This is a genomic window from Actinomadura soli (assembly GCF_005889715.1).
GTDB classification, from domain to species: domain Bacteria; phylum Actinomycetota; class Actinomycetes; order Streptosporangiales; family Streptosporangiaceae; genus Spirillospora; species Spirillospora soli.
Genome location: NZ_VCKW01000011.1, coordinates 24,008 through 47,489, shown reverse-complemented (window position 1 = coordinate 47,489; position 23,482 = coordinate 24,008). Strand labels below are relative to the sequence as shown.

Annotated in this window: 22 protein-coding genes and 1 riboswitch; of the genes, 20 read left to right on the top strand and 2 right to left on the bottom strand. The window is 71.9% G+C overall.

From position 1 onward, the window contains the following. Positions 1 to 18: 18 nt before the first annotated feature. The 8 genes from ETD83_RS03745 to metK all read left to right on the top strand — a co-directional run bounded on the left by ETD83_RS03745 (position 19) and on the right by metK (position 7,439). Positions 19 to 906 carry an iron-sulfur cluster-binding protein gene (locus ETD83_RS03745; protein WP_138643620.1) on the top strand — a complete coding sequence of 296 codons (888 nt, stop codon included), beginning with the start codon at positions 19 to 21 and terminating at the stop codon, positions 904 to 906. Then, complete coding sequence (locus ETD83_RS03740) at positions 903 to 1,883, top strand: dihydroorotate dehydrogenase (RefSeq protein ID WP_138643619.1); 981 nt, start codon at positions 903 to 905, stop codon at positions 1,881 to 1,883. Before ETD83_RS03745 ends, ETD83_RS03740 begins: the two co-directional genes overlap by 4 nt. After that, positions 1,880 to 2,569, top strand: a complete 690-nt coding sequence (gene pyrF, locus ETD83_RS03735) for an orotidine-5'-phosphate decarboxylase (protein WP_138643618.1) — start codon at positions 1,880 to 1,882, stop codon at positions 2,567 to 2,569. Before ETD83_RS03740 ends, pyrF begins: the two co-directional genes overlap by 4 nt. A 779-nt stretch (positions 2,570 to 3,348) precedes the next feature. Beyond that, positions 3,349 to 3,675: an integration host factor, actinobacterial type gene (gene mihF / locus ETD83_RS03730; RefSeq protein WP_026405770.1), complete on the top strand. Its 327-nt coding sequence runs from the start codon at positions 3,349 to 3,351 to the stop codon at positions 3,673 to 3,675. 153 nt (positions 3,676 to 3,828) lie between these two features. Beyond that, positions 3,829 to 4,437, top strand: coding sequence for a guanylate kinase (gmk, locus tag ETD83_RS03725; RefSeq protein WP_138643617.1), 609 nt, complete (start codon positions 3,829 to 3,831; stop codon positions 4,435 to 4,437). 25 nt (positions 4,438 to 4,462) lie between these two features. Continuing rightward, positions 4,463 to 4,717: a DNA-directed RNA polymerase subunit omega gene (rpoZ, locus tag ETD83_RS03720; protein WP_026405772.1), complete on the top strand. Its 255-nt coding sequence runs from the start codon at positions 4,463 to 4,465 to the stop codon at positions 4,715 to 4,717. Positions 4,718 to 4,798: 81 nt separating this feature from the next. Further along, positions 4,799 to 6,019: a bifunctional phosphopantothenoylcysteine decarboxylase/phosphopantothenate--cysteine ligase CoaBC gene (gene coaBC, locus ETD83_RS03715; protein WP_138643616.1), complete on the top strand. Its 1,221-nt coding sequence runs from the start codon at positions 4,799 to 4,801 to the stop codon at positions 6,017 to 6,019. Positions 6,020 to 6,233: 214 nt separating this feature from the next. Beyond that, positions 6,234 to 7,439: a methionine adenosyltransferase gene (gene metK / locus ETD83_RS03710; RefSeq protein ID WP_138643615.1), complete on the top strand. Its 1,206-nt coding sequence runs from the start codon at positions 6,234 to 6,236 to the stop codon at positions 7,437 to 7,439. Between the two features lie 70 nt (positions 7,440 to 7,509). Here the strand turns inward: metK and ETD83_RS03705 are convergent, their stop codons facing one another. Further along, entirely contained in the window at positions 7,510 to 9,063 is a 1,554-nt protein-coding gene (locus tag ETD83_RS03705) for an MFS transporter (RefSeq protein ID WP_171064002.1), read from the bottom strand. A gap of 256 nt (positions 9,064 to 9,319) precedes the next feature. Here ETD83_RS03705 and ETD83_RS03700 point away from each other — a divergent pair, with 256 nt between their 5' ends. The 8 genes from ETD83_RS03700 to ETD83_RS03665 all read left to right on the top strand — a co-directional run bounded on the left by ETD83_RS03700 (position 9,320) and on the right by ETD83_RS03665 (position 18,521). Next, the gene (locus tag ETD83_RS03700; protein WP_138643613.1) at positions 9,320 to 11,416 is read left to right on the top strand and encodes a primosomal protein N'; all 2,097 of its coding nucleotides are present in this window, start codon (positions 9,320 to 9,322) and stop codon (positions 11,414 to 11,416) included. Between the two features lie 16 nt (positions 11,417 to 11,432). After that, positions 11,433 to 13,220 carry a hypothetical protein gene (locus tag ETD83_RS03695; protein ID WP_138643612.1) on the top strand — a complete coding sequence of 596 codons (1,788 nt, stop codon included), beginning with the start codon at positions 11,433 to 11,435 and terminating at the stop codon, positions 13,218 to 13,220. 86 nt (positions 13,221 to 13,306) lie between these two features. Further along, on the top strand, positions 13,307 to 13,852 hold the full coding sequence (gene def, locus ETD83_RS03690; RefSeq protein WP_138643611.1) for a peptide deformylase: 546 nt from the start codon (positions 13,307 to 13,309) through the stop codon (positions 13,850 to 13,852). Continuing rightward, positions 13,853 to 14,779 (top strand): methionyl-tRNA formyltransferase, encoded by a 927-nt coding sequence (gene fmt / locus ETD83_RS03685; RefSeq protein ID WP_138643610.1) that lies wholly within the window; start codon positions 13,853 to 13,855, stop codon positions 14,777 to 14,779. It abuts the gene before it with no gap. Further along, on the top strand, positions 14,779 to 16,230 hold the full coding sequence (locus tag ETD83_RS03680; protein WP_138643609.1) for an RsmB/NOP family class I SAM-dependent RNA methyltransferase: 1,452 nt from the start codon (positions 14,779 to 14,781) through the stop codon (positions 16,228 to 16,230). Before fmt ends, ETD83_RS03680 begins: the two co-directional genes overlap by 1 nt. 13 nt (positions 16,231 to 16,243) lie before the next feature. Beyond that, entirely contained in the window at positions 16,244 to 17,182 is a 939-nt protein-coding gene (locus ETD83_RS03675; RefSeq protein WP_138643608.1) for a phosphatase PAP2 family protein, read from the top strand. A gap of 26 nt (positions 17,183 to 17,208) precedes the next feature. After that, positions 17,209 to 17,886, top strand: coding sequence for a ribulose-phosphate 3-epimerase (rpe, locus tag ETD83_RS03670; RefSeq protein ID WP_138643607.1), 678 nt, complete (start codon positions 17,209 to 17,211; stop codon positions 17,884 to 17,886). Then, a complete protein-coding gene (locus ETD83_RS03665) occupies positions 17,883 to 18,521 on the top strand; it encodes an HAD-IA family hydrolase (protein WP_138643606.1) in 639 nt (212 codons plus the stop codon). The genes rpe and ETD83_RS03665 overlap by 4 nt, the downstream gene beginning before the upstream one ends. Before the next feature lie 42 nt (positions 18,522 to 18,563). On the opposite strand, the gene ETD83_RS03660 is transcribed toward ETD83_RS03665, so the two are convergent. Then, positions 18,564 to 20,069: a P-loop ATPase, Sll1717 family gene (locus ETD83_RS03660; RefSeq protein ID WP_138643605.1), complete on the bottom strand. Its 1,506-nt coding sequence runs from the start codon at positions 20,067 to 20,069 to the stop codon at positions 18,564 to 18,566. A 142-nt stretch (positions 20,070 to 20,211) separates the two neighbouring features. Next, positions 20,212 to 20,340: riboswitch (FMN riboswitch) on the top strand. A 72-nt stretch (positions 20,341 to 20,412) separates the two neighbouring features. On the opposite strand from ETD83_RS03660, the gene ETD83_RS03655 reads away from it, so the two are divergent. From ETD83_RS03655 to ribH, 4 genes are read left to right on the top strand one after another with little or no spacing between them, the layout of a single operon-like run. After that, the gene (locus tag ETD83_RS03655) at positions 20,413 to 21,006 is read left to right on the top strand and encodes a riboflavin synthase (RefSeq protein ID WP_138643604.1); all 594 of its coding nucleotides are present in this window, start codon (positions 20,413 to 20,415) and stop codon (positions 21,004 to 21,006) included. After that, positions 21,003 to 21,656, top strand: coding sequence for a nicotinamide riboside transporter PnuC (gene pnuC / locus ETD83_RS03650; RefSeq protein ID WP_138643603.1), 654 nt, complete (start codon positions 21,003 to 21,005; stop codon positions 21,654 to 21,656). Before ETD83_RS03655 ends, pnuC begins: the two co-directional genes overlap by 4 nt. Before the next feature lie 50 nt (positions 21,657 to 21,706). Then, positions 21,707 to 22,933 carry a bifunctional 3,4-dihydroxy-2-butanone-4-phosphate synthase/GTP cyclohydrolase II gene (locus ETD83_RS03645; protein WP_138643602.1) on the top strand — a complete coding sequence of 409 codons (1,227 nt, stop codon included), beginning with the start codon at positions 21,707 to 21,709 and terminating at the stop codon, positions 22,931 to 22,933. After that, on the top strand, positions 22,933 to 23,439 hold the full coding sequence (gene ribH / locus ETD83_RS03640; protein WP_138643601.1) for a 6,7-dimethyl-8-ribityllumazine synthase: 507 nt from the start codon (positions 22,933 to 22,935) through the stop codon (positions 23,437 to 23,439). The genes ETD83_RS03645 and ribH overlap by 1 nt, the downstream gene beginning before the upstream one ends. Positions 23,440 to 23,482: the final 43 nt, after the last annotated feature.

Genomic DNA, 23,482 nt, shown 5'->3' with positions numbered 1-23,482 from the left:
ACGAGGAGAGGGAGACGGGTGTCCGACACGCCGGTGCAGACGTCGGCGACGGTCCTGACGGTCCGCCAGGTGCAGGACTACCACGCGATGACGCTGGTGGCCCCCGCCATCGCCGAGCGGTTCAGGCCCGGCCAGTTCGTGGCCCTCGCCGTCGGCGGCGAGCACACGTCCCGGCTGATCCGCCGCTGCTTCGGGGTGCACGAGGTCAAGTCCGACTACGGCGGCACCGTCGAGCTGGTGTTCGCCGACACCGAGCCCGGCACCGCCTGGCTCGCCGGACGCCGCTCCCGCGACCAGATCGACCTCGTCGGACCGCTCGGACGCCCGTTCCGCCTGCCCCGCGATCCCGTCAGCTGCCTGCTCGTCGGCGGCGGTCCCGGCGGCGCGGCCGTGTTCGCGCTCGCCGACACGCTGCTGCGGCGCGGCTGCCAGGTGCACTTCGTGCTGGGCGGGCCGTCCGCCAAGCAGGTGTTCGGCTCCCGCATGGCGCAGCGCATCGGCGACTCCGCGACCGTCGCCACCGACGACGGATCGATGGGGGAGAAGGGCACCGTCCGCGACGTCCTGCCCCGCGTCATCGAGGAGACGGGCGCGGACGTCGTCTACGGCTGCGGCCCCACCGCCCTGCTCCGCTCGGTCACGCAGGTCGCCACCGACTTCGGGCTGCCGTCCCAGGTGTCGGTCGAGGAGTTCCTCCAGCGGACGGGCGCGTGCGGCATCGGCGTGTGCATGACGTGCATCCTCCCCGTCCACGGCGAGGACGGCGTGACCCGGATGGTCCGCGCATGCGCGGACGGGCCCGTCCTGCGCGGCGACCTCGTCCGCTGGGGCGACCTCGGCACGATTCCGTTCGACGCGCTCGGCGCACCGCGCGTCCTGAGCGTCTCCGAGGGGGGCTCCCAGTGAGCGACCGGGTCAAGACCACGCTCGGGCCCCTGGAACTGCCCAACCCCGTCCTGACGGCCTCAGGGTGCGGTGGGACGGGACGCGAACTCGCCCAGTTCTTCGATCTCGCCCGTCTGGGAGCGTTCGTCACCACCTCCGTGATGCCCCAAGCGCGCGCAGGACGCCCCACTCCTCGCGTGACCGAAACCCCCTCCGGTTTGCTGACCGCAATGGGCCTACCGGGGCCCGGTGTGGAGACTTTCCTGGAACACGAGCTTCCGTGGCTCATCGAGCAGGACGTCCGCACGATCGTGTCCGTCGCCGGCAACAGCGTCGACGAGTACGGCGATCTCGCGCGCCGCCTCCGCGACGTCCCGGGCGTCGCCGCCATCGAGGTCAACATCGCCTGCCCGAACGTCGAGGACCGCGGCCGCATGTTCGGCTGGCACCCGTCCGCCGCGGCGTCCGTCGTCCGCGCCGTCCGGGCCCATGCCCGGCCCGGCACGCCCGTCTTCGCCAAGCTCGCCCCCGACGTGACCGACATCGTCACCATCGCGCTGGCCTGCGTCGACGCGGGCGCCGACGGCCTCACCCTGATCAACACCATGGAGGCCATGGCGATCGACACCGGCACCCTCCGGCCCGCCCTCACCGGCGTGTCGGGCGGCCTGTCCGGGCCCGCCGTCCGGCCCGTCGCGGTCCGCTGCGTCTACCAGGTGCACGCCGCGCTGCCCGGCACGCCGATCATCGGCGTCGGCGGCGTCGCCACCGGCCTGGACGCGCTGGAGTTCATCCTCGCCGGCGCCTCCGCCGTCGCCGTCGGCAGCGCCGTCTTCCACGACCCCACGGCGGCCCCGCGCATCCTGCGCGAGCTGGAAGAGGCCCTGGTGGCCCGCCGTGTCGGCCGTCTCGCCGACGCCGTCGGCCTCGCGCACAAGCCCGCCGGGTACGTCCCGCCGCAGGTGCGCCCCGAGGAGCCCGAGAAGGAGAAGCTGTGACCGCCGCCCCCATCGCCGTCGCGCTGGACGCGCCCGACCTGGAGACGGCCGCGCGCTGGGCCACCCTGGTCACCCCGCACGTCTCCACCGTCAAGGTGGGCCTGGAGCTCTACCTGCGGTACGGGCCGGACGTCGTCGCCAGCGTCCGGGGCGCCAGCCGCGTCCAGGTCTTCCTGGACCTCAAGCTGCACGACATCCCCGCCACCGTGCGCGGCGCCGCCCGCGCCGTCGCCCGCCTCAAGCCGTCCTACCTGACCGTGCACGCCGCCGGCGGCCCCGCCATGATCCGCGCCGCCGTCGAGGCCGCCCCCGCCACCAGGATCGCCGCCGTGACGGTGCTGACGTCGCTCTCCGAGGCCGATCTCACCGCGCTCGGCCTCGCGGGCCCCGCCCCGGACGCCGTCCGCCGCCTGGCCGTCCTGGCCGTCGAGGCGGGCGCCCAGGCCCTCGTGTGCTCGCCGCAGGAGGCCGCCGCCGTCCGCGCCGAGGTCGGCCCCGGCATCACGCTGATCACGCCGGGCGTCCGGCCCGCGGGCGCGGCCAACCAGGACCAGGCCCGCGTCGCCACCCCCGAGGACGCCCTGGCGGCCGGCGCCGACCTCCTGGTGATCGGCCGCCCCATCACCGGCGCCCCCGACCCCGGCGCCGCGGCCGCCGCCATAGCCGCCGCCCTAAGACGCGTATGAGCCGGGAGCCGTCCGGACGCGTATGACCACTATGACCACAAATGGCGTCAGCTTGGTTCACGACAACATCAGCCATCACCGCAACCCCGCAACAACCAATGAGGGAGACCACTGCAATTAAGAATGCGGGGGCGGGCGATTCGGCATTGCCGAGCGCACCGAACGATCAACTTCGTTCACGCGGAGCGATGATTCACGCCCGCGGACGCCGGTGATGTGACGGGGCCCTGTGGTGTGACGGGCGGAGTTCGGCGTCGACGCGGGGTGCTCTGGCGGCGGGCGGGGGAGCTGTGCGGCGGTGGTGCCTCCGGGAGAAGAGGACGATCTTGGCGGGTGGCGCGTTGTCGAGGATGGCAGTTGCGGGGCCGCCGCGACGTGCGGAACGACGCGGCGTGACGAGCGTCACTCGGTCGGGATCGGTTGTGGGGGACCTCACAGGAGGCGCCCGCGCCCGGCCCGGCCGGGCCTCCGGACGGCCGGGCGGCGCGCCCCGGGACGCCCCGGCGGGGCCCGGACGGCCCCGGAAAATCGGTACCGGATGCCGCATATGGGGTCAGAAAGGGGGGATTTTCACGATCATGCGAAAGTCCCAGCAAGGCGGGGGGATGTGCCGCCAAGGGGCCCGAGTTGTGTACACTCTGTATTCAGGACACTCCGATGAGTGATTTTCGTGAATTTATGGCGGGCTAAACGGCACTTCACGTTGCCTAATGGGCGGTGAACTCGCTAGTTTCCCAACCCGTCCGACTCCGTCGAGTGGAAACCTGAGGTGACCCGGCGTGGCTCTTCCGCCCCTAACCCCCGAACAGCGCGCCGCAGCCTTGGAGAAGGCTGCCAAGGCTCGCAAGGAGCGGGCCGAGGTTAAGAATCGGCTCAAGCACGGGGGAACCTCGCTCGCCGAGGTTCTCAAAGAGGGTCAGTCCGACGACGTCATCGGAAAGATGAAGGTGTCGGCCCTCTTGGAATCGCTGCCCGGTGTGGGCAAGGTCCGTGCGAAGCAGATCATGGAGCGTCTGGGAATCGCCGAGTCCCGCCGTGTGCGGGGCCTCGGTGCCAACCAGCGCGCGTCCCTGGAGCGTGAGTTCGGCGGAAGTGCGAACCGCTGACGCACGACTCACGGGCGGGCGCGGCGGTCTGACCGCCGCGGCCGGGCCGGGGCTACCCGGATCCGGCTCCATCCCGTCCGACCCCGGTGCCCCCGCCGACCGCTTCCCGTCCTCGGCAGGCCCGCGCAGGCCACGCCTCCGCGGGCAGGCCGGATGAGAACGGTCGGCCAGGCGCCGGAAGGCTCCGAATCGCATGAATCGCATGACCCGCTCGCGCGGCGGCTGACGGTCCTGTCGGGGCCGTCGGGCGTCGGCAAGAGCACGGTCGTCGCCGAGATCCGGCGATCGCACCCCCAGGTGTGGCTGTCGGTCTCGGTGACCACCCGGTCCCCCCGGCCGGGTGAAACCCACGGTGTGCAGTACTTCTTCGTCGACGACGCCGGTTTCGACCGGCTCGTCGCCGAAGGGGAGCTCCTCGAATGGGCCGAGTTCGCGGGAAACCGCTATGGGACCCCGCGCCGGCCCGTCGAGGAGCGGCTCGCCCGCGGCGAGCCGGTGCTCCTGGAGATCGACCTGCAGGGCGCCCGGCAGGTCCGCCGGTCCATGCCCGAGGCCCGCCTGGTGTTCCTCGCTCCGCCCAGCTGGGAGGAGCTCGTCCGCCGGCTCACCGGACGCGGCACCGAGCCGCCCGAGGTGATCCAGCGTCGCCTCGACGCCGCCCGCGTCGAGCTCGCCGCCGAGAAGGAGTTCGACCTCACGCTCGTCAACACGTCCGTCCAGGACGTGTGCGAGGAGCTGCTAGTCTTGATGGCTGTTCACTAGTCGCGACCTATCGGAAGGCCACCGAGTGGCAGCCAGCAGTGAGGGCATCACCAACCCGTCGATCGACGAGCTCCTCGAGGTCGTCGACACCAAGTACGGTCTCGTGAGCATCGCGGCCAAGCGCGCACGGCAGATCAACGCCTACTACGCCCAGCTGGGCGAGGGCCTGCTGGAGTACGTCGGCCCGCTCGTCGAGACGCAGGTCCAGGAGAAGCCGCTGTCGATCGCCCTGCGGGAGACGCGCGAAGGACTCCTGAACGCCGAGCCCATCGAGGGCTGAGCGCCCGCGAACGGGCCCACCGGCCCCGCCCCCGGCGACCCCGGTGCGCCCGCGTCCGGCGCCTGATGCGACAGTGACCGCATGACCTCCCCAAAGCCGCGCGTCGTCCTGGGCGTGAGCGCCGGCATCGCCGCCTACAAGGCGTGCGAGCTGCTCCGGCGGCTCACCGAGTCGGGCCACGACGTCACCGTGGTCCCGACCGAGGACGCGCTCCGCTTCGTCGGCGAGCCGACCTGGGCCGCCCTGTCCGGCCGCCCGGTCTCCTCCAGCGTGTGGGACGGCGTCGCGGGCGTGCCGCACGTCCGGCTCGGGCAGTCCGCCGACCTGGTCTTCGTCGCGCCCGCCACCGCCGACCTGCTCGCCCGGGCCGCGCAGGGGCTGGCGGACGACCTGCTCACCACCACCCTGCTCACCGCGCGGTGCCCGGTCGTGTTCGCGCCCGCGATGCACACCGAGATGTGGGAGCACCCGGCGACCCGCGCGAACGTCGCGACGCTGCGGGCCCGCGGCGCCGTCGTGATCGAGCCGGCGTCCGGGCGGCTCACCGGCACGGACACCGGCCCCGGCCGGCTGCCCGACCCGGCCGAGCTGTTCGAGGTCGCCCGGCACGTCCTGGCCCGCGGCGCCGCCGGCCGCGACCTCGCCGGACGGCACGTCGTCGTCTCCGCGGGCGGCACCCGGGAGGCGATCGACCCCGTCCGCTTCATCGGGAACCGCTCGTCCGGCCTGCAGGGCTACGCGCTCGCCAGGACGGCCGTGGCCCGCGGCGCGCGGGTGACGCTCGTGGCCGCCAACGTCGCCCTGCCCGACCCGGCGGGCGCCGACGTCGTCGCCACCGGGTCGGCCGAGGAGATGCGCAAGGCCGTCCTGTCGGCCGCGGGCGACGCCGACGCGGTCGTCATGGCCGCCGCCGTCGCCGACTTCCGCCCCGCCGGCTACCACGGCTCGAAGATCAAGAAGGCGGACGGGGCGGAGCCCGAGCCGATCCGCCTCGTCAAGAACCCCGACATCCTGGCCGAGCTCGGCGAGACCCGCCGTCCCGGCCAGGTGATCGTCGGTTTCGCGGCCGAGACCGACGACGTGCTCGCGAACGGCCGCGCCAAGCTCGCCCGCAAGCGCAGCGATCTGCTCGTCGTCAACCAGGTCGGCGAGGAGATGACCTTCGGACGGCCCGACAACGCGGCCGTCGTCCTCGGCGCGGACGGCTCCGCGACCGAGGTGCCCCGCGGCCCCAAGGAGGCACTCGCCGAGATCGTCTGGGATCTCGTCGCGGCCCGCCTCGAACCCCTGTCGCCCGATTGACGGCGCCCGCCCGGCCAGGGCGCCCGCCTAGGGCGTCCAGCCCGGTCGGACCAGGCGATCCAGCCGTTAACGAGCACGTTTCGAGATCCGCCGGGCGACGATCCCGCTAGACTTCGGCCCTAGTACCTGTGGGGTAGGGGGCCTTCCCCATCGAATCTGAAGACATATCCGTTCTGCGACGTCAGTCAGCAGCCGCTGCAAGGAGTGCACGTACGTGTCTCGCCGCCTGTTCACCTCGGAGTCCGTCACCGAAGGACATCCGGACAAGATCGCGGACCAGATCAGCGACGCGATCCTCGACTCGATGCTGAAGGACGACCCGAAGAGCCGGGTCGCCGTCGAGACGATGATCACGACCGGTCAGGTGCATGTGGCCGGTGAGGTCACCACCGAGACCTATGTGGACATCCCGGGCGTGATCCGGGAGAAGATCCTGGAGATCGGCTACGACTCGTCCAAGAAGGGCTTCGACGGCCACTCCTGCGGCGTGTCGGTGTCCATCGGCGCGCAGTCGCCCGACATCGCGCAGGGCGTCGACGACGCCTACGAGACCCGCGACGGCGACGACCGCGACAAGCGGGGCGACGACCTGGACCGGCAGGGCGCCGGCGACCAGGGCCTGATGTTCGGCTACGCCACCAACGAGACGCCCGAGCTGATGCCGCTGCCGATCACGCTGGCGCACCGGCTGGCGCAGCGGCTGTCGGCGGTCCGCAAGAACGGCGACGTCCCCTACCTGCGCCCCGACGGCAAGACGCAGGTCACCATCGAGTACGACGGCGACCGCGGCGTCCGCCTCGACACCGTCGTCGTGTCCAGCCAGCACGCCCCGGACATCGACCTGAAGGAGCTGCTGACCCCGGACGTCAAGGAGCACGTCGTCGACCCGGTGCTGGCCGGGTTCGACCTCGACACCGACGGGTACCGGCTGCTGGTCAACCCCACCGGCCGCTTCGAGATCGGCGGCCCGATGGGCGACGCCGGCCTCACCGGCCGCAAGATCATCGTGGACACCTACGGCGGGATGGCCCGGCACGGCGGCGGCGCGTTCTCCGGCAAGGACCCGTCCAAGGTCGACCGGTCCGCCGCGTACGCGATGCGGTGGGTCGCCAAGAACATCGTCGCGGCGCAGCTCGCCGACCGCGCCGAGGTCCAGGTCGCCTACGCGATCGGCAAGGCGCACCCGGTCGGCGTGTTCGTGGAGACGTTCGGCACCGAGAAGGTCGCCCCCGAGGCGATCGAGAAGGCGATCGCGGACGTGTTCGACCTGCGTCCGGCCGCGATCGTCCGCGACCTCGACCTGCTCCGCCCGATCTACCAGCAGACGGCCGCCTACGGGCACTTCGGCCGCGAGGAGCCCGACTTCTCCTGGGAGTCGACCGACCGCGCCAAGGCCCTCGCCTCCGCCGCCGGTCTGTAACCCGTACGACGACGGAAGGCCCTGGGGACCCTGCGTCCCCAGGGCCTTCTTTGTGCGGTCTACGGGAGCGTCAGGATTCGCAGTGCCCGCCGCGGCGGACGCTGTAGCGGGCCGCGATGGTGTAGCGGCCGGGCCTGTCCGCCTTCATCCGGACGAAGTCGCCCGCGCGCGCCAGGCAGGCGTTCCCGCCCGACACCCTGAGCCACGGCGACCAGGAGACGCGCACGAGGACGGTCCCGCTGGACGGCATGTCGATGACGAGCCGCCCGGAGTCCAGCTCGCTGACGGACGCCGGGCGGTCGACCAGAGGCGTCGAACGCAGCACGCGGAACAGGCGCCAGTGCTCGTCGCGCCAGATCTCCGTCAGGTACGGCTGGCCGCCATCGACGAGGGCGGCCTCGTCCCGGGCGGACCAGTCCGTCTCCTGCTTGGGCAGGACGACGTACTGCACCGCCCACTCGTGCAGCCAGTCGCGGTAGGAGCCGGCCGTCAGGGCGCCCTCCTTGTAGAAGAGCTCATGGCGTTCCGCGTCGACCTGGCGGTTCCAGCCGCGCGCGAGGACGAAATGACGGCTCAGCCCGGACGACTCCCAGTGGGACCGCAGCGGGACGACCTCGATGCGGGCGTCCTCCGCGCCGACGGCCTTCAGCTCGGCGATGAGGCCGCTGGCGTTCCCGGCGGCGGTCGCCGCGGGCTCGGTGTGGATCAGGTCGTCGACGGGCTTCACGACCTGCCAGGACGCGGTGACGATGAACGCGGCGGACAGCACGGCGATGCGGACGCGGCCGTGCGCGCGCGCCACGGCGGACAGCAGGAACATCCCGCCGAACAGAAGCGCGAGGCGTTCGACGTTGCTGCCGACCGGCGACGGGATCAGCCAGGTCAGCAGGATCCCCGCCAGGTACACGCCGGCGCCGACGCGGACGAGCCGCCAGCCGCGCGGCGCGCACAGCAGGATGGCGATGACGCTGGCCAGGGTGGGCAGCACGATGGCGCTGACCGAGATCGGCTGGACGCCGCTGAACGGGAACAGCAGGCTCGTCGTCCCGACCACGACGGGAGGGCCGGCGGCGATGCAGAGCCCGGCGCGGCGGCGACCGGTGAGGAACAGCGCGGCGGCCAGCACCATGAGGAAAAGGCCCGCGACGGGGCTCGCGAGCGTGGACAGCAGGCCGAGGCCCACCATCCCCGCCGCGCGCAGGGCGGGCGTGCCGCGAGGCGTGAACGCCACGATCGTCGCCATGAGCGCGAACGTGAAGCCGAGGCCGAACGTGACCCGCCCGGACGCGGAGTTGCACGAGATGGCGAACGCGGCCCAGAGGGACGCGGGCAGGGCCACGGGCGCCTTGAAGCGCCGCAGCAGGTACGCCGCCAGGGCGGCGGAGAGCGTGCCGGACACGACGGCGACCGTGCGGATGCCGAAGAGGGCCATCAGGTACGGCGACATGACGCTGTAGGAGGCGGGGTGCATCCCGCCGTACCAGGCGAAGCTGTAGGCCGAGGTCGGGTGCTTCCAGGCGAAGTCCGTCCAGGCGGCCTGGGCGGCGAGGTCGCCTCCCTCGGTCGCCAGGAACAGCGCCCACACCAGGTGGAGCACGGCCGCCGCGACCGTGGCCGCGACCACCGGGTGGCGCGGGTTCGCCCACTTCCTCCAGGAGGCGGGGGACGTGGGGCCTGGGGACCGGCGCGACGGCCCATGCGGGGCATGGGCGTCCGCCCGCTCTCGAGTATGCGCTGTGGTCATCGCCTGCACGGGCTCGTCGGACGGCGAGGGCGCAGAAGGGATCGGGCAATGGGCCAACGGGTGCGCACCCCGATAACGAATGGGTCAACCCTAGCGTGCGCGGTCGGCTGTCGGGTTGATCTGGTAGGACGGGGGCGTGACCAAGGACGGCGGTGGAACTGACCTGATCCCGGGCCTGGACGAGCTGCCGCGGACGTCCCCCGAGAAGGCGGATAAGCCGGATAAGCCGGGAAAGGCGCGGAAGAAGGGGGTGCGCCGTCCCGCCGAGGAGCTGCCCGTCGCGCGGATCGCGGTCGACATGTCCCTGCCGCACCTGGATCGTCCGTTCGACTACCTGGTGCCCGCCGAGCTGGACGCCAAGACGGTGCCCGGGTGCCGGGTGAGGGTGCGGTTCGCGGGCCAGCTCGTCGACGGGTTCGTCCTGGAGCGGGTCGCCGAGAGCGACCACGAGGGGAAGCTGCTCTTCGTGGAGCGGGTCACGTCACCCGAGCCGGTCCTCACACCGGAGGTCGCCGCGCTGATCCGGGAGGTGGCCGACCGCTACGCCGGTACGTTCGCGGATGTGCTCCGGCTGGCCGTCCCGCCACGCCATGCGCGTGTGGAAGCGGAACCTGTGGCCGCGTCCGGTGACGCTGGGGGCGAACCGTCCGAGGACGCCTGCACGGACGGCTCTGGTGCGTGGCGCGACTACCCGGCCGGGGAGTCGTTCCTAAGCGCGCTGGCCGACGGCAGGGCACCGCGGGCGGTCTGGACGGCGCTGCCCGGCCCCGGCTGGACGGCGGCCATAGCGCAGGCCGTCGCGGTGACCCTCCGCGGCGGGCGGGGCGCGCTGGTCGTCGTGGCCGATGGCCGCGACGTGGCACGGGTGGACACCGCGCTCCAGGCCGAACTGGGGGAGGGCGTCCATGTCGCGTTGACGGCGGAACTGGGCCCTGCGGAGCGCTACCGGAGGTGGCTGGCCGTCCTGCGCGGTACCGCGCGGGCGGTCGTCGGCACGCGCGCCGCCATGTTCGCTCCTGTCGCCGACCTTGGCTTGGTCGTGCTGTGGGACGACGGCGACGACGTCCACGCCGAGCCGCACGCCCCGTACCCGCATGCGCGGGACGTCCTCGCCCTGCGCGCGCATAGGGCGAAGGCGGGGGCGCTTATCGGAGGGTTCACCAGGACCACCGACGCCACCCAGCTCGTCGAGTCCGGCTGGGCGCACACGCTCACCTCCGATCGGGGGCGTGTCCGGACGGCGATGCCCCGCGTCCGGTACGTGGGTGAGGACGCGCAGCTCGCCCGCGACGCCGCCGCCCGTAGCGCGCGCCTCCCGAACGTCGCGTTCGAAGCCGCCCGGCAGGCGCTGGAGGAGGGGCCTGTCCTGGTGCAGGTTCCCAGGCGCGGTTACGTCCCGGCCATCGCGTGCGGGCGGTGCCGTACGCCCGCGCAGTGCGTGGCCTGTCAGGGCCCTTTGTCGCTGCCGTCGTCCCATGCCGCGCCCTACTGCCGCTGGTGCGGGCGTATCGCGGGGGACTGGCGGTGCCCCGAATGCGGGTTCGTCCATCTGCGCGCCGTGGTGGTCGGCGCCAAGCGGACGGCGGAGGAACTGGGCAGGGCGTTCCCCGGCGTGCCGGTACGCACCTCTGGGCGCGACTCGATTCTCGAACGGCACGGCCCGGAACGCGCGCTGGTGGTGTCCACCCCAGGGGCCGAACCGCCTGCGGAAGGCGGGTACAGCGCCGCGCTGCTGCTGGACGGCTGGGTGCTGCTCGGACGCCCTGATCTGCGCGCGGGGGAGGAGACGCTGCGACGCTGGATGAACGCGGCGTCGCTCGTCCGGCCGCAGGGTCCCGTCGTGGTGGCCGCTGAGGGATCGCTGCCGGCCGTCCAGGCGCTCGTCCGATGGGACCCGGTCACCTACGCGGAGCGGGAACTGGCGGAGCGCAAGGAGGTGGGTTTCCCGCCCGCCGCGCGGATGGCATCGCTGACCTCGACTCCTGCCGCCATACGGGAACTGCTGGACGGCGCCCGGCTGCCCGATGGGGCCGAGGTGCTCGGTCCTGTGCCCGTCCCTTCCACGCCCGTCCCGGGAGCCGACGCGCAGGAGAAGGAACGCGCGCTGGTACGTGTGCCCAGGGCCGCCGGGCACGCCCTGGCGCGCGCGCTGAAGGAAGCTCAGGGTGTGCGCAGCGCGCGCAAGGCGACGGAAACCGTACGGGTCCAGATCGACCCACTGGAGCTGATCTGACCAATAGGGTTCTCGGGTGGCCGAGAACTGGGTGGAGAGCACCGCGGACGACCTGCGGCGGTGGGCGGACGAGCGCGGCGAGGCGCTGGACGAGCAGGGCGCGCGCATCCTGCTCGAACTCCTGCAGGACGAGATGGGCCTGGCGGGCCCCACGGCGCTGACCCCCGAGGCGCTCCGCGAACTGCTCCTGAGCGTGTTCCCGGAGTCCGTGGTCGCGGGCGGCGACGACGTCCCCACCGTCCTGGACGCGCTCCGCCGCATCGTCGCCTACCTGCGCGACACCGGTGCCGTGCCCGCGCCCGCCGCCGCCGACCTGGACGCGGAGATCGACCGGACCGGCCCCGCGTTCGCCGACCTCGTCGCCGAGATGGACACCGAGGAGCGGCAGGCGGCCGCGGAGGTCATCGGCGGGCTGATGCGGGCCGACGGTGTGTCCCTGGACGACCAGGAGGCCGTCGAGGCGTGGATCCGCGACTTCGAGGCCCTGCCGGAGGACGAGCGGTACGCACGCACCGAGGGCTATCTGCAGCAGGTGGAGGATCTGGTCGTCCCGCCTGTGCGGCTCGCCTCCGAGGCGGACGTGGCGGACGCCGTGCGCCGCTCCCGCCTGACCGAGAGCGTCCTCGCCCTGGCCCGCTGGACGGGCGAACGTCCCCTCACCGAGCACGACACCCTCACCGACTCCGACGCGGAGGCCGCGGCCCACGCGCTCGGCCTGGAGGCCCCGCGCAGCCACGGGCAGATGGAGGACGCGGGCGAACTGGAACGACTCTGGTGGGCGGCCGTAGAGGCGAAGGTCATCACCGCAGAGGACGGCGCGGCCAAGCCAGGGCCTTCCCTGGAAGGTCTCCAGTCCGAGGATGACTCGACGCTCCTCGCCACCTGGCTCCCGTTGTTCGAGGCGATGGTCGTCCCAGAGCACGACTACGCGGACGGCCTGGACGCGGTGGAACTCGTCCAGAACGAGATGACGGGCGTCCTCATCCACCTGTACGAGCAGGAGGAGCCCACCGAGCCCGAGACGCTCGTCGGTGCCCTGCTCGACCACGTGGCAGAGGCCTACGACCTCACCGACGGCGAGACCATGCCCGCGCTCGTGTCGGACGCGTTCTTCCTCGAACTGGCCACCTTCGAGGAGTGGGGCGTCGTAGAGACGTCGGGCAAGGCACGCGAGCTGACGCCGCTCGGCGTGTGGGCCGTCCGGGAACTGCTCCTGGCGGACGGGTTCAGCGCGCCCGTCGTCGGCGAGCTGGCCGGGGCCCGCGCGTCCGAGCTCATCGACGGGCTCACCTGGTATCGGCCCGACGCCGCCGACGAGGAGATCGACGGCTGGCTGGCCCGCCACGACCCCAAGGACGCCGCCGCCGACCTCCTGGACGTCATGCGGACGGGCGGTCCCGGCGCGCGCAACCTCGCCGCCGCCGTCCTGCACCGCATCGGCCCCGAGGCGGCGGCCGTGGTCCGCGCCGCGCAGGAGCATCCGCTGGTCTCGCCCTACGCCGCGCTCTGGCTGAACGCCGCGGGAGACCCGTCCGGACGGGAACTGGCCCGCGAGGAGTACCTCTGGGTGTTCGTCGACACCGTCGCCGGGATGCTGGAGACCGCCGAACCCGAGGAGGCGGTCGAGGCGGCCCTCATCGACGCGCCGCCGGGAGCGGAGATGAAAGCCATGGTCGAGGACCTGTGGCGCACCGACCATCCCGGCGTGGCCGACGTCCTGGAGGCGCTCGGCGCGCACCACCCCGACAAGGCGACCGCCAAGGCCGCCCGGACCGCCGCCTACAAGGCCCGATCCACGCACTAGGGCGCGCACCGCGGCCTGTGAAACGTCCCTGCGTCGCTCCGTAGACTGGACGGAGCAACCCCGCCTCGCACGAAACGGAGTCCCCGTTGGCCGTCAAGCCCATCCGCCTTTTCGGTGACCCCGTGCTGCGCACGCCCGCGGAGCCGGTGAAGGACTTCGACAAGGAGCTGCGCCAGCTCGTCAAGGACCTCACCGACACGATGATCGACGCTCCTGGGGCGGGCCTGGCCGCGCCTCAGCTCGGCGTTGGCCTGCGGGTGTTCACCTACTACGTCGACGACCGGTTGGGGCACGTGGTCAACCCGACCCTGGACCTCTCGGACGAGCAGGAGACCGACGACGAGGGCTGCCTGTCCCTGCCCGGCCTGGCGTTCCCCACGGCGCGCGCCGTCCGGGCCGTGGCGAAGGGCTTCAACATGCACGGCGAGCCGATCACGCTGGAGGGCACGCATCTGCTGGCCCGCTGCGTCCAGCACGAGACCGACCACCTCGACGGCGTCCTCTTCATCGACCGGATGGACCCCGAGCAGCGCAAGGCCGCGATGAAGGCGATCAGGGAGGCCGAGTGGTTCGGCGACCCGGCCCCGGTCGTCAAGGAGTCGCCGCACCGCACCCTCGGGAAGGCGATCTAGATGAGGCTGGTCTTCGCGGGGACGCCGGAGACCGCGCTTCCGGCCCTCAGAGCGCTTCTGGGGTCCTCGCACGAGGTGGCCGCGGTCGTGACCCGTCCGGACGGGCGTTCGGGCCGTGGGCGCCATCTCAGCGCCAGCCCGGTGGCGTCGCTCGCCGCGGAGGCGGGCGTCGAGGTGCTCAAGCCCGCGAAGGCCCGCGATCCGGAGTTCCTGGACCGGCTCCGCGAGATCGCGCCCGACTGCTGCCCCGTCGTCGCCTACGGGGCGCTGCTGCCCAGGGAGGCCCTCGACATCCCCCGGCGCGGCTGGGTGAACCTGCACTTCTCGCTGCTGCCCGCCTGGCGCGGCGCCGCGCCCGTCCAGCGCGCGATCCTGCACGGCGATGACGTGACCGGCGCGGCCACCTTCGAGATCGAGGAAGGGCTGGACACGGGCCCGGTCTACGGCGTCCTCACCGAGCCGATCCTGCCGACCGACACGACCGGTGACCTGCTGGGCCGCCTCGCCGTCGCCGGAGCGAGCCTCCTGCTCGACACGATGAACGGCATCGAGGCGGGCGTCCTGGAGCCACGGCCCCAGCCGACGGAGGGCGTGTCCCACGCGGCCAAGCTGAATCCCGAGGACGGTCACGTCGACTGGAAGTCCCCTGCCTTGCACATCGACCGGCTCGTGCGCGCCTGCACGCCCGCCCCCGGCGCGTGGACGAACTTCCGCGACACGCGCGTCAAGCTGGGGCCGGTCCGTCCTGTCCCTGACGCCGACAAGCTCTCGCCCGGGGAACTGCGTGCGGGAAAGAACGAGGTCCTGGTGGGGACGGCCACTCACCCGGTCGCCTTGGGCGACGTCCAACCGCAGGGCAAGCGCGGCATGGCCGCGGCCGACTGGGCCCGCGGCCTCAATCTCATCGGCAAGGACGCGCTGCACTGATGCCTCCCGCCCGCAACCGTCGACGTACCGAGAACCGCAGGCCGGGCGGGCCGCGCAAGACCGGCCGCCCGCAGGACCTCGTCCGCCGCACCGCGTTCGACGTGATCCGCGCCGTCGAGACGCGCGACGCCTACGCCAACCTCCTGCTGCCGAGCCGCCTGCGCGACCGCGGCCTCACCGGACGCGACGCCGCCCTGGCCACCGAGCTCACCTACGGCACGCTCCGCGGCCGCGGCACCTACGACGCGGTGCTCGCGCTGTGCAGCGACCGCGAACTTCGCCGCATCGACGCGCCGCTCCTGGACGTCCTGCGCCTCGGCACGCACCAGATCCTCGCGACGCGGATCCCGCCGCACGCGGCCGTGGGCACCGCGGTCGAGCTGGCGCGCTCGGTCTCCGGCCCTGGACAGGCCAAGTTCGCCAACGCGGTGCTCCGCAAGGTCGCCACACGCGACATGGACGCCTGGCTGGAAATCGTGGCGCCCGCCGACGCCGACACCACCACGCGTCTCTCAGTCCGGCACAGCCACCCCAAGTGGATCGTGTCCGCGTTGCGGGACGCCGTCGGCAACAGCGAGATCGATGAGCTGCTCGCCGCCGACAACGCCCGCCCTCGCGTCACCCTGGTCGCCCGTCCCGGCCGAGCCACCGTGCAGGAGCTTTGCGACGCGGGCGCTGAACCCGCTCCGTACTCGCCCTACGGAGCCCTGTTGCCCGAGGGCGACCCGGCGAGCATCGCGGCTGTCCGCGAAGGGCGCGCCGCCGTCCAGGACGAGGCGAGCCAGATGGTCGCCTTGGCTCTGATCGAGGCTCCCTTGGACGGCCCGGACTCCCTCTGGGCGGACCTCTGCGCCGGCCCCGGAGGCAAGGCGGGCCTCCTCTCCGCCCTCGCCGCCCAGCGGGATGCACGGCTTCTGGCCGCCGACGTCCAGCCCCGCCGCGCCGGGCTCGTCCGGGACGCGGTCGACGACCGTACCGGCGTGGTAGCCGCCGACGGCACCGCACCCGCGTGGCGCCCCGCGTCCTTCGACCGGGTCATGGTGGACGCGCCGTGCACCGGCCTGGGCGCGCTCCGCCGCCGCCCGGAGGCACGCTGGCGACGCGGCCCCGAATCGGTCGCGGAACTCGGCTCCCTGCAGCGGAGACTGCTCGCCACGGCGTTGGACTCCGTCCGGCCCGGCGGTGTGGTCGCCTACGTCACGTGCTCCCCGCACCTGGCCGAGACCCGGGTGGTCGTGGACGACGTCCTGCGCGAACGCGACGACGTCGAACGGCTCGACGCGCCCGCCGTCCTGACGACCGTCGCCCCGGATCTCACCGGTCTGGATGACGGTCCGGCTTCTCGTGTGGGGACGACCCCCGACACCCCCCGGACCGGCTCCTACGCGCAGTTCTGGCCGCACCGCCACGGGACGGACGCGATGTTCCTGGCCCTGCTGCGCCGTACCTGAGCCGGGGGACCCCGTGCTGACGGACTTCATGCATGTCGTGTCGTTCCTGGGGAGCGCGGCGTTCTACGTCCCTCTGCTCGCGGTGCTCTTCTGGTGCGCGGCTCCGCGCCTGGTGGCGCGGGCCACGGTCATCCTGCTGTTCAGCGCGTTCCTCAACACGCTCCTCAAGCTGGTCTTCCACGACCCCCGCCCCTACTGGACGGACCCGACCGTCGAGGGCAAGGCGTCCCATACGTCGTTCGGCATGCCGTCCGGCCACGCCCAGAACGCCCCGGTCGCCTGGGGGTTCTTCGCAGCCCAGACCAGGCGGTGGCCGCTGTGGGCAGGCGCGACCGTGGTCATCATCCTGATCGGGGTGTCCCGCGTCTACCTCGGCGTTCACTCGATCGGGCAGGTGCTGGGCGGCTGGGCCATCGGCCTGGCCCTACTGGTGGCGGCGCTTGGGCTGGAACCCGTCATCGTCCCCTGGTGGGCCCGCCGTCACCTGGCCGTCCAGATGACCCTCGCCCTCGTCGGTTCCCTGCTGCTGCTGGCAGCCGCCTGGGGCGCGGTGCAGCCGCTCCAAGACTGGCAGTGGCCGGACACCTGGGCCCGTGCCGTCCAAGCGGCAGGCGGACGGACCGAACCCGTCACCCTCATCGAATCGGCCAGGGCCACAGGCGGATTCTGCGGAGTCCTGGCCGGGCTGTCCCTGCTGGCGGCCCGCGGCTGGTTCGATGCGGGCGGGAAACTCTGGCAGCGCCTGGCACGCCTTCCCGTGGGCATCGCGGGCGGTTTCGCCCTCTTCCTCCTCGACGGATCGAACCTGGTCCAGGCATTCGTTGCGCAGGCGGTGCTCGGCCTCTGGGTCACCGCAGGCGCGCCGGAGGCGTTCGTCCGACTCCGCTTGGCCCGACGCTCCACATGCTCTGTCACCCGGCCGGGTGACAACAGGGCGGAACTGCGCCAATAGGACAGCGCCAATAGACTCGCGGCATCATGTCTCCTCAGATCGCACCCAGCATCCTGTCCGCCGACTTCGCCCGCCTGGCCGAGGACGTCGCGCTCATCGCCGGCTCCGCCGACTGGGTCCACGTCGACGTCATGGACAACCACTTCGTGCCGAACCTCACCCTGGGGCTGCCCGTCGTCCAGGCACTGCTCAAGCACAGCGCCCTGCCGCTCGACTGCCACCTGATGATCGAGGACCCCGACCGCTGGGCCCCGGAGTACGCCGAGGCAGGGGCGAAGAGCGTCACCATCCACGCCGAGGCCGCCAAGGCGCCGATCCGCACCCTGCGCACCATCCGCGCCGCGGGCGCGCGCGCGGGCCTCGGCGTCAATCCGGCCACCCCCGTGGACGGATTCGAAGACCTCCTCGGCGAAATCGACACGCTCCTCTTGATGACCGTCGAGCCCGGGTTCGGCGGGCAGAAGTTCCTTGACGTCGTCCTGCCGAAGGTCCGCCGCGCCCGCGAGCTCATCAAGGGCCGCGACCTTCCCATCTGGCTCCAGGTGGACGGCGGCGTCAGCGCGGAGACCATCGAACGCTGCGCGGAAGCGGGAGCGGACGTGTTCGTCGCGGGCAGCGCCGTCTACGGGGCGGACGACCCCGCCGAGGCGGTCCGCAGGCTGCGCGGCCAGGCCGAAGAAGCGACGGCGAAGGCGAACTGGTGATCCTGCCCTGCACGGCCGTCCTGTTCGACGTGGACGGCACCCTCGTCGACTCGACCCCCCTCGTCGAACGGGCCGCCCGCGAATGGGCCGCCGAGTACGGCATCGACCCGGACGAGTTCCTCTCCGACGCGCACGGCCGCCGCACCGTGGACCGCGTGGCCGACTTCCTCCCGCCCGAGGAGGTCCACGACGCCACGGCCCGCCTGGACGCCCTGGAGGCCGTCCGCAGTGACGGCATCACCGCCCTGCCCGGTGCCGTCGACCTCCTGGCGAACATGAACGGCCTGCCCTACGCGTTCGTCACCTCAATGGACAGAGCGCAGCTGAAAACCCGCACGGAAGTGGCCGGTGTGCCCATCCCGCAGGTGGTGGTGACCGCCGAGGACGTCCCGACCGGAAAACCGGACCCGTCCGGCTACCTCTTGGCCGCCCGGAGCCTGGAGGTGGACCCGCCCGCCTGCATCGTCATCGAGGACGCCCCCGCGGGCATAGCAGCGGGCCGTGCCGCGGGCGCGACCGTCCTGGCCGTGACCACCAGCCACGACCCCGCGGTGCTGACCGGAGCGCACCGGATCATTCACGACCTCACGCGCGTCAGCGCGACACCGACTGGCCTGCTTCTCCCAGACGACTGACCGACGCTCAGAGCAGACGACCGGTTTCACGCCCGGCGGCGCTCATCCTCCCGGCGCGGCTCCCTCCGGGGTGGCGATGCCCAGGGACGAGCGGAACATCTCGTGGATCCGGAAGCGCTTGACGGCCGCGATGTTGAGATGCTGGACCTGGTGGCTCCCCAGGAAGGTGCCGTCCCCGTTGGCCTGGGCGGTGAGCAGGCCCGACCGCCACAGGACCTCGATGAGGTCGTTCGGGTAGCAGTTCGGCAGCCATGACTCCGTCCCGCGCGTGGGGATCTCCCCGACCGCCAGCTCAAGGCACAGCAGTTCCAGCTCCTCGCGGTCGAACGTGTGCGGACGGCTGCGGAAGACCTCGAAAATGCTCAGCAGGCCGGGATACTGGGAGCGGTATTCGGCGGCGATGTCCCTGGTCCGCTCGGCGGAATAGCCGTACTCGCACCGCTCGATCGCGGAGTAGGGCACCGGCAGCTTGGAGGCGCGCCTTCTGGCTTGCGCCAGGGCCTCGGAGCAGAACTGGATGATCTCCCTCGGCCGGTACAGCGTCCGGTCGACCATGTAGCGGAACGCGGCGTCCCGTCCCTGGCCCGGCGGCGAGGCGAACACCGCCGACCAGCAGGCCCGGTCACCGGCGCGTTCCAGCGCCTCCACGTCGAAGCCCTTCTCGTGCGCGGAGTACCGGATCCGCTTGGCGATGAGCTCCAGCAGCGACTCCTCCGACCAGTAGATCTTCTCCAGCAGATCCCGGTGCTTCTGCGCGTCGTCGTAAAGGGCCGGGATGTCGTCGTACAGCTCCTGCCGCAGCGACACGTACACGCGCAGGTTCTCGTGCAGCCCGTTGATCGACACGCATGCCTGGAACAGTCCCGAGACGAACGCCTTGGCGTCCTCGGACGAGTCCCACCCGCGGTCGAGCTCGTCGACGAGCACGATGACCCGCTGCCCGTCCAGCACCTTCTTCAGCGCGGGCTGCAGATTGTGGATCTCTTCGAGCTTGTAGAGCCGGTCCAGTTCCCGCGTCCGCAGCCCGGCCTCGATCGGCCCGAGCTTGATGGCCTCAAGGCGCTTCAGATACGACACCAGCAGCGACAATGGCCCGAGCTGATGAGCGCCGTGATTGTCCCGGATGTAGTTGTGGATCTCCCGGCCGCCGCCCTTGGTCAGCCGCATCCCCTTCCGCGCCAGCGCCTTCATCACCAGCACGTAGATCAGGTACTTCCAAGCCGCGGCGTAGGCGCCCTGCTTCGCCCACGACCCGGCGTCCTCGGCCTCCATCGTCGAGCTGAGCAGCTCGTACGAGTAGTCCTCCGGGCTCAGCTCGATGACATGGCTGCCCGCCGCCCGCTCCCGCTTGGCCAGCACCTGGAAGATCGCGCTCTTCCCGGCCCCGCGGTTCCCCATCAGGATCGTCTTCGCCCCGGACCGGACCCGCTGGTAGGCGTCGGACTCGACGAAGTACTTCTCCAATCCCCGGGAGATGTCCCGTTCGGCCGACGGAGTGCCGAAGTCGAGGACGTCCAGAATTTTCGGCGACAAAGTCACTTTGCCCATGGGCTTCCCCCGGATCCGCAGCAGGTTCCGTCAACGAGTTTCGTCCCGCCGCGGGTTCCCGGCAACCCCCGCCGCTCCCGCTCGTGGCGATGCTCACACCGGGCGGGAATGCGCGGCGTGGCACACTGGTTGCCAAGCATGAACGCGTGCTCCGGGGTCGGTGAAATTCCGAACCGGCGGTGACAGTCCGCGACCCGGCCGAAGCCATCGGCCGGTTGACCCGGTGGGACTCCGGGACCGACGGTGAGAGTCCGGATGGGAGGCAGCGCGCGGCACGCCCCTGTCCAGGGGTGTGCGCCGACGTATCGACGTCCCCCGGAGCCTGAACTAGGAGGCCCGGGAGATGTTCACTGGCATCGTCGAGGAACTCGGCGAGATCGTGGGGGTCGAGCCCTCGGACGGCTCGGTCACGCTCACGGTCCGCGGCCCGCTCGTCACGCAGGACGCCGTGCACGGTGCGTCGATCGCCGTCAACGGCGTCTGTCTCACCGTCGTGGACGCCAAGGACGAGACCTTCACCGCCGACGTCATCAAGGAGACCCTCGACAAGTCGGGCCTGGGGGCGCTCGCGCCCGGCTCCAAGGTCAACCTGGAACGGCCCGTCCGGCTCTCCGACCGGCTCGGCGGGCACCTCGTCCAGGGCCACGTGGACGGCGTCGGCGAGATCATCTCCCGCGAGCCGGGGGAGCGGTGGGACGTCGTCACCGTGTCCCTGCCGTCCGACCTGGCACGGTACGTGGTGGACAAGGGCTCGATCACCGTCGACGGCATCAGCCTCACGGTCGTCGAGGCCAAAGCCGATCGGTTCAGCGTCGCGCTCATCCCGACGACGCTCGCGCTCACCACGCTCGGCCATAAGAAGCCGGGCGACCCGGTGAACCTCGAAGTGGACGTCGTCGCCAAGTACGTCGAACGCATGCTGGGCGACCGGCGATGAACTGGCTCGGCGCCGGCTTCGAGGTGTTCGGCGAGCACATCCTCTGGACCGACCTCACCGGCAACGTCCTCTCGCTCGCCCTGGTGTGGCTCGCCATGCGCAAGACCCTCTGGACGTGGCCGGTGCAGCTCACCGGTGCCCTACTGCTACTCGCCGCGTCGCTGCACGCGCACGTCCCTGGGAACGCTCTCAAGCAGGTGCTCTTCTGCGGGCTCGCCCTCTACGGATGGGCCATGTGGACTCGTGGACGGCGAGACGCCCACGGGCTCATCGTCCGGCAGGCGACGCCCAAGGAGCGCGCGGTCCTGGTCGGCATGCTCCTGGTGGGCACGGCGGTGGTCGCGCAACTGTTCGTCCACCTGGAGTGGCTGAAGATCGCCTGGTCGCCGTGGGCGAACGCCTACATCTTCGTCGGCAGCGCGGTCGCGACCTTCGCGCAGAGCCGCGCGCTCGTCGACTTCTGGGTCGTCTGGGTGCTGGTCGACCTGGTCGGGGTCCCGCTGGCGTTCAAGTCCGGGCTGTACGTCTCCGGCGCGGTCTACGGGATCTTCTTCGTGACGGTGATGGTCGGGTTCAGGAACTGGCTCCGGGAGTCCCGGGCCGTGCAGGGGGCGCGGGCCCCCAGGGAGAAGGCGGTGACCCTGAAATGAGCGAAGCGAACCGGGGGGCGTGGGGGGTCGTCCCCTCACAGGAGACGGGTATGAGCGGTAAGGACGGCGATGGGATCTTCGACTCCATCGAATCGGCGGTGGCCGACATCGCGGCGGGACGTCCCGTCCTGGTCGTCGACGACGAGGACCGCGAGAACGAGGGCGACATCATCTTCGCGGCGGCGAAGGCGACGCCCGAACTGCTGACGTTCACGATCCGCTACACCAGCGGCGTCATCTGCGTCCCCATGGAGGGCGCCGACCTCGACCGGCTGCAGATCCCGCTGATGACGGCGCAGAACAGCGAGCGCATGCGCACCGCGTACACGGTCAGCGTGGACGCGCGGCTCGGCGTCACCACGGGCATCTCCGCCGCCGACCGGGCCCGGACGATCAAGACGCTGTGCGACTCGGCGTCGGAGCCGCGCGACCTCGTCCGTCCCGGGCACATCTTCCCGCTGCGCTACCACGAGGGCGGGGTGCTGCGCAGGCGGGGGCACACCGAGGCCGCCGTCGACCTCGCCAGGCTGGCCGGGCTCTCCCCGGCGGGCGTCCTCGCGGAAGTGGTGAACGAGGACGGCACCATGGCGCGCCTCCCCGAACTCCAGATCTTCGCCAAGGAGCACGGGCTCAAGCTCGTCTCCATCGAGCAGCTCGCCGAATACCGCAAGCGCCACGAGGCGATGGTCACCCGCGTCGTCGAGACGCGCCTGCCCAACCGGTACGGGACGTGGCGCGCGGTCGGGTTCTCCAGCGCGATCGACGGCGGCGAGCACGTCGCGCTGGTGCTCGGCGACCTCGGCGATGGCGACGACGTCCTGATCAGGGCCCATTCGGAATGCCTGACCGGCGACGTCCTGCACTCCGACCGCTGCGACTGCGGCACCCAGCTGGACGCCGCCATGGAACGCATCGCGGAAGAGGGGCGCGGCGTCGTCCTGTACCTGCGCGGGCACGAGGGACGCGGCATCGGCCTGCTCGCCAAGCTGCAGGCGTACGCGCTGCAGGACAACGGGTCCGACACCGTCGACGCCAACCTGGAACTGGGCCTCCCCGCCGACGCCCGCGAGTATTCCAACGCCGCGCACATGCTGCGCGACCTCGGCGTACGCTCGGTCCGGGTGCTCACCAACAACCCGGACAAGCTCAAGGGCCTGGACGGGTTCGGCGTGGACGTGCGCGGCCGCGAGTCCATGCCCGTCGTCGTCACCGAGCACAACCGGCGCTACCTGACGGTCAAGCGGGACCGTCTCGGACACCAGATCGAGGGACTCTGATGAGCGGCGAGGGACGCCCCGAGGACATCACGGTCGACGCTGACGGCGTCACGCTCGGCATCGTCTGCACGCGCTGGCACGAGCCGATCACCGACCGGCTCCTGGAGCGGGCGCTCGCGGCGGCGAAGGCGTGCGGCGTCGACCAGCCGGTCGTCGCCCGCGTCGCCGGGGCCCTGGAGCTGCCCGTGATCGCGCAGCAGCTCGCCCGCGACCTCGACGCCGTCGTCTGCCTCGGCGCCGTCATCCGCGGCGCGACCGCCCATTTCGACTACGTCTGCGACTCCGTGACCGCCGGTGTGACCCGCGTCGCGCTCGACGAGTCGACTCCGGTGGGCAACGGGGTCCTCACATGTGACACCATTGAGCAGGCGATGGAACGCAGCGGGCTGCCCGGCAGCCCCGAGGACAAGGGATGGGAGGCGACTGTGGCCGCACTCGACACGGCACTGACCCTGCGAGGTCTGCGGCATCACGGTCACGCCGGGCACGGCCTAGAGCATATGTAGGGGGGGTCCCAGGGGCTCCGTCCCTGAATGACTCGCATCTCGG